The organism is Sphingosinicella sp. (assembly GCF_052388015.1).
In the GTDB taxonomy this organism is placed as follows: domain Bacteria; phylum Pseudomonadota; class Alphaproteobacteria; order Sphingomonadales; family Sphingomonadaceae; genus Allosphingosinicella.
On record NZ_JBQTIN010000150.1, the window covers coordinates 1 to 6751 of the forward strand.

7 protein-coding genes are annotated in these 6751 nt (G+C 69.4%); 2 read left to right on the plus strand and 5 right to left on the minus strand.

Annotated features, from left to right (window positions below; translation table 11 throughout):
- The 3 genes from ACT4N3_RS12345 to lysA form a co-directional block, all read right to left on the minus strand.
- Positions 1-596, minus strand: a 596-nt coding sequence (locus ACT4N3_RS12345) for an NAD(P)H-dependent flavin oxidoreductase (RefSeq protein ID WP_444855530.1), incomplete at its 3' end; no start/stop codon positions are given.
- Between the two features lie 29 nt (positions 597-625).
- Positions 626-1861: an aspartate kinase gene (locus ACT4N3_RS12350; protein ID WP_444855524.1), complete on the minus strand. Its 1236-nt coding sequence runs from the start codon at positions 1859-1861 to the stop codon at positions 626-628.
- A gap of 26 nt (positions 1862-1887) precedes the next feature.
- Positions 1888-3156 (minus strand): diaminopimelate decarboxylase, encoded by a 1269-nt coding sequence (lysA, locus tag ACT4N3_RS12355; RefSeq protein WP_444855525.1) that lies wholly within the window; start codon positions 3154-3156, stop codon positions 1888-1890.
- Between lysA and ubiG the strand changes: the two genes are divergently transcribed.
- Positions 3148-3930 carry a bifunctional 2-polyprenyl-6-hydroxyphenol methylase/3-demethylubiquinol 3-O-methyltransferase UbiG gene (ubiG, locus tag ACT4N3_RS12360; RefSeq protein ID WP_444855526.1) on the plus strand — a complete coding sequence of 261 codons (783 nt, stop codon included), beginning with the start codon at positions 3148-3150 and terminating at the stop codon, positions 3928-3930. The two genes, lysA and ubiG, sit on opposite strands and share 9 nt — an antisense overlap.
- Here the strand turns inward: ubiG and ACT4N3_RS12365 are convergent.
- Positions 3902-5209, minus strand: a complete 1308-nt coding sequence (locus ACT4N3_RS12365) for a M20/M25/M40 family metallo-hydrolase (RefSeq protein WP_444855527.1) — start codon at positions 5207-5209, stop codon at positions 3902-3904. The two genes, ubiG and ACT4N3_RS12365, sit on opposite strands and share 29 nt — an antisense overlap.
- A 188-nt stretch (positions 5210-5397) precedes the next feature.
- Between ACT4N3_RS12365 and ACT4N3_RS12370 the strand changes: the two genes are divergently transcribed.
- Positions 5398-6360 (plus strand): hypothetical protein, encoded by a 963-nt coding sequence (locus ACT4N3_RS12370; protein ID WP_444855528.1) that lies wholly within the window; start codon positions 5398-5400, stop codon positions 6358-6360.
- Here the strand turns inward: ACT4N3_RS12370 and ACT4N3_RS12375 are convergent.
- Positions 6357-6751, minus strand: a 395-nt coding sequence (locus ACT4N3_RS12375) for a MipA/OmpV family protein (RefSeq protein ID WP_444855529.1), incomplete at its 5' end; no start/stop codon positions are given. The genes ACT4N3_RS12370 and ACT4N3_RS12375 overlap by 4 nt on opposite strands.

Below are 6751 nucleotides of genomic sequence, written 5' to 3' on the forward strand. Positions count from 1 at the left end.
GCGCAGACGAAGCGCGTGCCGAGCTGCACGCCGACCGCGCCCATTTCCAGATAGCCCGCGATCAGCCCGCCATGGCCGATCCCGCCGGCGACGAAGATCGGCACCTCGGCGGCGAGCGGCGGCAGGATTTCCTGCGCCAGCACCGAGGTCGAGACCGGCCCGATATGACCGCCCGCCTCCATTCCCTCGATCACCAGCGCGTCGACGCCGGAGCGGATCAGCTTCCTCGCCAGCGCCAAGGCGGGAGCGAAGCAGATCAGCTTGGCGCCATTGCCCTTGATCCGGTCGATCGATCCCGCGGGCGGCAGGCCGCCTGCGAGCACGACATGGCTCACCTGATGCTTGGCGCATACATCGATCAGCTCGCTGAGCATCGGGTGCATCGTGATCAAATTGACCCCGAACGGCCGTTGCGTCCGCGCTTTCGTCTCGGCGATCTCGATATCGAGCAAATCGGGTGTCATCGCCCCGCACGCAATCACCCCGAACGCCCCCGCATTGGACAAGGCCGAGACCAGATTTCGCTCCGAAATCCAGCTCATCGCGCCGCCGAGGATCGCCACCTCGCAGCCGAGAAACTCCGTCCCCCGCGCCATCAGGCGGCGGAGGCGATCGTGGCCGACGTTCAAGCCTCGTCCTCCGCGTCCAGGCCATAGGCCGTATGCAGCACCCGCACCGCCAGTTCGGTATACTCCTCCGGGATCAGCACCGAGACCTTGATCTCGCTGGTCGTTATGGCGAGGATGTTGATGTTCCGGTCGGCCAGGGTCGCGAACATCTTCGCCGCGATGCCGGCATTGCTCCGCATCCCCACTCCGACCGCGCTCAGCTTCACGACATTGGTGTCGGTCAGGATCTCGGTGAACCCCACATCGGCCTTCACCCCTTCCAGTGCCGCGACGCTGTGCGCCAGGCTCGCCGTCGGCACGGTGAAGGTGAGGTCGCTCTTCTCCCCAGCGCGCGGTACGCTCTGCACGATCATGTCGACATTGATGTTGGCCTCGGCCAGCGGCCCGAACACGGCCGCGACCGCCCCTGGCCGGTCCGGCAGGCCGACCAAAGTGACGCGCGCCTCGTTGCGGTCGTGCGCGATGCCGGTGACGACGTTGCGTTCCATGTGGGCTTCTCCGAGGATGTCGTCGACGATCATGGTGCCCGGCACGTCCTCGAACGAGGACAGGACCTGGAGCGGCAGCCGGTAGCGCATCGCCAGGCCCACCGAGCGGGTCTGGAGCACCTTGGCGCCGACGCTGGCCAGCTCCAGCATCTCCTCATAGGTGACGAGATCGAGTTTGCGCGCCTTGGGCACGATGCGCGGGTCGGTCGTGTAGACGCCGTCCACGTCGGTGTAGATGTCGCAACGGTCGGCCTTCATCGCCGCCGCCAATGCGACCGCGGACGTGTCTGACCCGCCGCGCCCCAAGGTCGCCAGCGCGCCATCGATCGTCACGCCCTGGAAGCCCGGAATGATCGCGATCCCCGCCGCGTCGAACACCCGTTCGAGCACCGCGACGTCGATCCCCTCGATCAATCCGGTCGCATGGCCCGAGGCACGGATCGGCAGCTGCCAGCCCATATAGGAGCGCGCATTGAGCCCCATGCCCTGCAACGTGATCGCCAGCAGGCCGCTCGTGACCTGTTCTCCCGACGCCACGACCACGTCATATTCGCGGGGATCGTAGACGCTCGCCGCCTCGCGGCAGAACTGGACCAGCCGGTCCGTCTCCCCCGCCATCGCCGAAACGACGACCGCGACCTCATTCCCCCGCTCCGCCTCGCGCTTCACCAGGCTCGCGACATGCCGGATGCGCTCGATGCCCGCCATCGAGGTGCCGCCGAACTTCATCACGATGCGGGCCATGGCGCGGGGTTAGGGAGCGGGGCGGCTCAAGGCAAGGCGAGCCAATCGGGAAGGCTGTCGCTCGCGATCAGCGCCTCGACACCGACGCGCGGCCGCACCACCGCCCAGCGGTCGCCGTCGACGAGCACCTCCGGCGTAAGCGGCCGGCTGTTGTAGCTGTTGGACATCGCCGCGGCATAAGCGCCGGCGGTGCGGAAGTAGAGCAGATCGCCGGCCGCGACAGCGTCCATCTCGCGCGCCACGGCGAAGGTGTCGCCGCTCTCGCAGACCGGGCCGACCACGGTCGCGGTCATCCGCTCACCGCCGGGGCGCACCGCCTCGATCGCATGCCAGGCGTCATACAGCGCCGGGCGCATCAGATCGTTCATCGCGGCGTCGGCGATGACGAACGGATGCTCGGGCCCCGGCTTCACCCGGATCACGGCGGCGAGCAGCACGCCCGCATTGCCGACGATCATCCGGCCCGGCTCGAAGACGAGCCGCGCGCCCCAGCCGCCGGCAACGCGACGGACCATCGCGCCATATTCGGCCGGACCGGGCGGCGCAGGGATGGCGGGATCGTAGGGAACGCCCAGGCCGCCACCGAGATCGGCGACGCCGATCCCATGCCCCTGCCCGCGCAGCTCGGCGAGCAAGGCGCCCAGCCTCGTGAAGGCGGCTTCGAGCGGGGCGAGGCTGGTGAGCTGGCTGCCGATATGGACGGCGACGCCCTGCACCGCGAGACCGGGGAGCGCGGCGGCGCGGGCGTATGCGGCCGGCGCGTCGGCAACGGGAATGCCGAACTTGTCGCTCGCCGCCCCGGTCGAGATCTTCGCGTGGCTGCCGGCGGCGACGTCCGGGTTGACGCGGAACGCGACCGGCGCCGAGCGGCCGAGCGAGACCGCGACGCGCGAGAGGGTTTCGGCTTCGTCGAGCGATTCGAGATTGAACTGGAAGAGCCCGCCTTCGAGCGCCGCCGCCATCTCCGCCTCGGTCTTGCCGACGCCGGAGAAGACGATCCGCTCCGGCGCCATGCCGGCGGCCCGGGCGCGGGCATATTCGCCGCCCGAGACGATGTCCGCGCCCAGCCCCTGCCGCGCCAGGGTTGCCAGCACCGCCGCATTGGGATTGGCCTTGACCGCATAAGCGACGAGCGGATCGGGGAGATCGCCCAAAGCCGCGCGAAACACCCCGGCGTGGCGGACCATGGTCGCTGTCGAATAGACATAGACCGGAGTGCCGACCGCGGCGGCGATCGCGGCGAGCGGGACGTCCTCGCAATAGGCCGCGCCGTCGCGCAGGTGGAAATGGTCCATGCCCCAGCCCTTTTCCTTTACGCGCCGCAAGTGCAAGGAAAAGCCGTGACGACGCGCACAATCGACCCCCGGGAGGCCGCCCATTTCGGCGCGCTGGCCGCGGACTGGTGGGACCCGAAAGGGTCCTCGGCGATGCTGCACAAGCTCAACCCGGTGCGGCTTGGCTATGTCCGGGCGCGGATCGACGCGCATTGGGACATGAATCCCGCCGACCTGAAGCCGCTCGCCGGCAAGCGCGTCGCCGATGTCGGCTGCGGCGCCGGCCTGCTCGCCGAGCCGCTCGCCCGGCTCGGCGGCCGGGTGACCGGCATCGACGCCGCTCCGGAGAATATCGCCGCCGCCCGCGCCCATGCGGAGGGTCAAGGCCTCGACATCGACTATCGCGTCGGCGACGTCGCCGCGCTCGAAGGGCCGTTCGATCTGATCGCTTCGATGGAGGTCGTCGAGCATGTCGCCGACGTGCCGGCCTTCATCCACGGCCTCGCCGGCGCGCTGGCGGCCGACGGCTTGCTGATCCTCTCCACGCCGAACCGCACCGCGCTGTCCAGGCTGATGATGATCCATGTCGCGGAAGGGCTCGGCCAGATTCCCCGCGGCACGCACGACTGGGATAAATTCGTGACACCTGAAGAGCTTAAGTCGCGTCTCGAAGAAGCGGGACTGGAAGTGACCGACACCACCGGCATCGGCTTCGGCCTGGCGCGCGGCCTCGTGCTCAGCGATGATTTAAGCCTAAACTATCTCGTCACCGCCTGCCGCGCCGCTCGCGGCTGAGCCGGCTCATCAGAATCGCCATCCGCGCCGCCGATCGCGTCAGGCTGTCCAGCTCGACATATTCGCCCTCGGCATGAGCGCCGCCGCCCGCCGCGCCGAGGCCGGCCAGAACGTCGACATCGCCGGCGACGAAGCTCGAATCCGCCGCCCCGCGCCGCGCCGGGTCATATTCCGGCATCTCCGGCAGGCCGAGGTCGCGGTTGACGCGGTTGAGCGCGGTCAGGATCGCGCGATTGCCTTCGGTCGGCGCCATCGGGGGATAGCCGTCCTCGCCGAAGGTCAAAGTCGCCTCGGTGCGCGGCAGGTGCAAAGCGACGATCGCCTGCATCCGCGCCCTCGCCCGGGCCTCCTGGTCGGCGGTGAGGCTGCGGATGTCGCCGCGCGCGATAGCCGTCTCGGCGACGATGTTGGTCTTGCCCGAGGCGGTGACCGCGAAGCCGTTCTCATCGATATTGGCGGGAGTTCCGCCCGCCATCACGCCGACATTGTAGGTGAGATTGGGCTCCGGCAGTTCGCGCCGGAAGGCGTCGAGGATGCGCGCCATCTCGTAAATCGCGCCATAGCCGAGGCCCTCGCCGAAGACGCCGCTCGAATGGCCGGAGCGGCCGCTCGTCCTCAGCGTCCAGTTGGTTGAGCCGCGGCGCGCGATTGTAGCGGCGTCGCGGCCGTCCTGCCGCGCCAGGTTCTCGAACTCCAGCGCCACATCCGCCCAGCGGCCGGCCTCGATAAGGTCGCGCCGGGCGACCGCGATCGGCGATCCGGTCCGCTCCTCGTCGCCGGTCAGGACGATGCGGATATCCGCGTCGCGCAGCGTCCCGGCCGCTTGCATCGCACGCAGCGCCGCGACGATCACGACCATCCCGCCCTTGTCGTCGCCGATGCCCGGCCCGGTCGCGCGATTGCCGTCGCGCACGAACCGCTGGAACGGGCTCGACGGCTCGAACACCGTGTCGAGATGGCCGATCAGCAGCAGCCTTTTGCCGCGCCCATTGCCGCGATGATCGGCGACGATATGGCCGGCCCGGCCGGTTTCGGCCATGTCCACCCAACGCACGGCGAAGCCCAGCGCCTCCAGCTCGGCGCGCATCATGGCGCCGACCGCGGTCACGCCCTCGCGGTTCAAGCTGCCGCTGTTCTGGTTGACCAGCCGCTCGAGCAGTCCGATGTGCCGTTCCGCCTCCGCCCGCACCGTCTCGTTCATCCGCCGCTCGGCAGGGCTCAATTGGGCGGTCGCCGGCGCGGCGAGCGACAGCAAGGCGAGGATGGCAAGGATTCGCATGGCCCCTCGTTCCCTCGCGCGACCGCCCGGGTCAAGCCGCCGCGTAGCCGTCCGTTTCCGGACAGACCCTGTTCGCACGCGAACGGCCAAGAGACGCCGGCCAGTCCGAAAATCACAGTTTCCCGCCGTTTTCTCCCTTGGCACGCCCCTTGCTGCTACCCTTGTCGCATGCAGGCTCGGGAGGTTTTATGATCCGTCAGCTCGTCGTCGCGGCATCCGCCGCCTTGCTCACCTACCTGGCGCAGCCGGCCGCCAACGCGCAGGTGCCCGATCGCCTGGACTGGACGATCGCCCCGTCCGGCGACGACGCGAACCGGGTCCAGTTTTCGATCGGCTACCGTCGCGGGCGCAGCAGCAGCCAGTGGAGCAACACCACCGATCTCGCCGAGCTCAATGGCCTCACCCGCGAGCAGCTCGCCGGCGACAACATGCCGGTCCGCTTCCAGCTCGTTCGCGAGGCCGGCCGCTTCGATTGCGAGGGCGTCGCCCGCCGCGGCCGCGGCACCGGCGATTGCAGCTTCACCGCCGATCCCGCCTTCGCCGCCGCCCTCGCCCGCCACAATATCGCCGCGCCGGACCGCGAACAAAGCTACGGCCTCGCTTTGGCCCGCGTCGGCATCGGGATGGTCGAGGAGCTAGCCCGCCAGGGCTATCGCACGCCCGAGGTCGACGATCTCGTCGCCGCCGGCGTGCATCGCGTCGACGGCGATTACATCCGCGGCATGGCGACGGCCGGCTATCGCGTCGGCACGGTGGACGGCCTGGTCCAGATGCGCATCCATCGCGTGACGCCGGACTATATCTCCGCGCTGGCGGCAGCAGGCTACCGGCCGAGTGCCGAGATGGCGGTGCAGCTCCGCATTCACGGCGCGACGCCCGAATATATCCGTGCGCTCGGCGCGGCCGGCATGACCGGCTTCGACACCGACGATCTGGTCGCGCTGCGCATCCATGGCGTGACCCCGGAGTTCGTCGGCGAGCTGCGCGGGCTCGGCTATGAGCGGCTGAGCGCGGAGAACCTGACGTCCATGCGGATCCACGGCGTCAATCCGGCCTTCGTGCGCCGCGCCAACGAGGAGGCCGGCCGGCGACTGACGCCCGACGAGCTGGTGTCACGGCGGCTGACGCCGCACCTCTACAGCCGCCGCTAGCGGCCGCCACCGACGTTGAACTCGATGAACAGGCCGAGGCCGCCGGACAATTGCCCGCGCGAGCCCAGCTGGCGCACGATCGGCGAATCCGCCGCGTCGCCGATCAGCCGGTCATAGGCCGCGAAGGCGTAGAGGCCCCAGTTACGGCCGATCCGCTGCGTATATCCGGCCCGCGCGCCCACAGCATAGAAGCCGCTGCCCGGATCGTAGCCGCCGCCGGGGATAGCGGGAATGGCGAAGGGCACGGCGAAATAGGCGTCGTGAAAATCGTTGTCGCCCCAGCGCACGCGCGGCCCGATCGAGAAGATCGTGTTGTCGCCGTCGCGCAGGATGAGGTCGGCGGCGATGTCGCCGACCAGCCCCTCATGCCCGCCGATCCCCTGTCGAAGCT

Bases quoted from the DNA above. Each gene is read 5' to 3' on its own strand.
- ACT4N3_RS12350 (WP_444855524.1), bottom strand. From the start codon at position 1,861: ATGGCCCGCATCGTGATGAAGTTCGGCGGCACCTCGATGGCGGGCATC.
- ubiG (WP_444855526.1), top strand. From the start codon at position 3,148: ATGGTCCATGCCCCAGCCCTTTTCCTTTACGCGCCGCAAGTGCAAGGA.
- lysA (WP_444855525.1), bottom strand. From the start codon at position 3,156: ATGGACCATTTCCACCTGCGCGACGGCGCGGCCTATTGCGAGGACGTC.
- ACT4N3_RS12365 (WP_444855527.1), bottom strand. From the start codon at position 5,209: ATGCGAATCCTTGCCATCCTCGCCTTGCTGTCGCTCGCCGCGCCGGCG.
- ACT4N3_RS12370 (WP_444855528.1), top strand. From the start codon at position 5,398: ATGATCCGTCAGCTCGTCGTCGCGGCATCCGCCGCCTTGCTCACCTAC.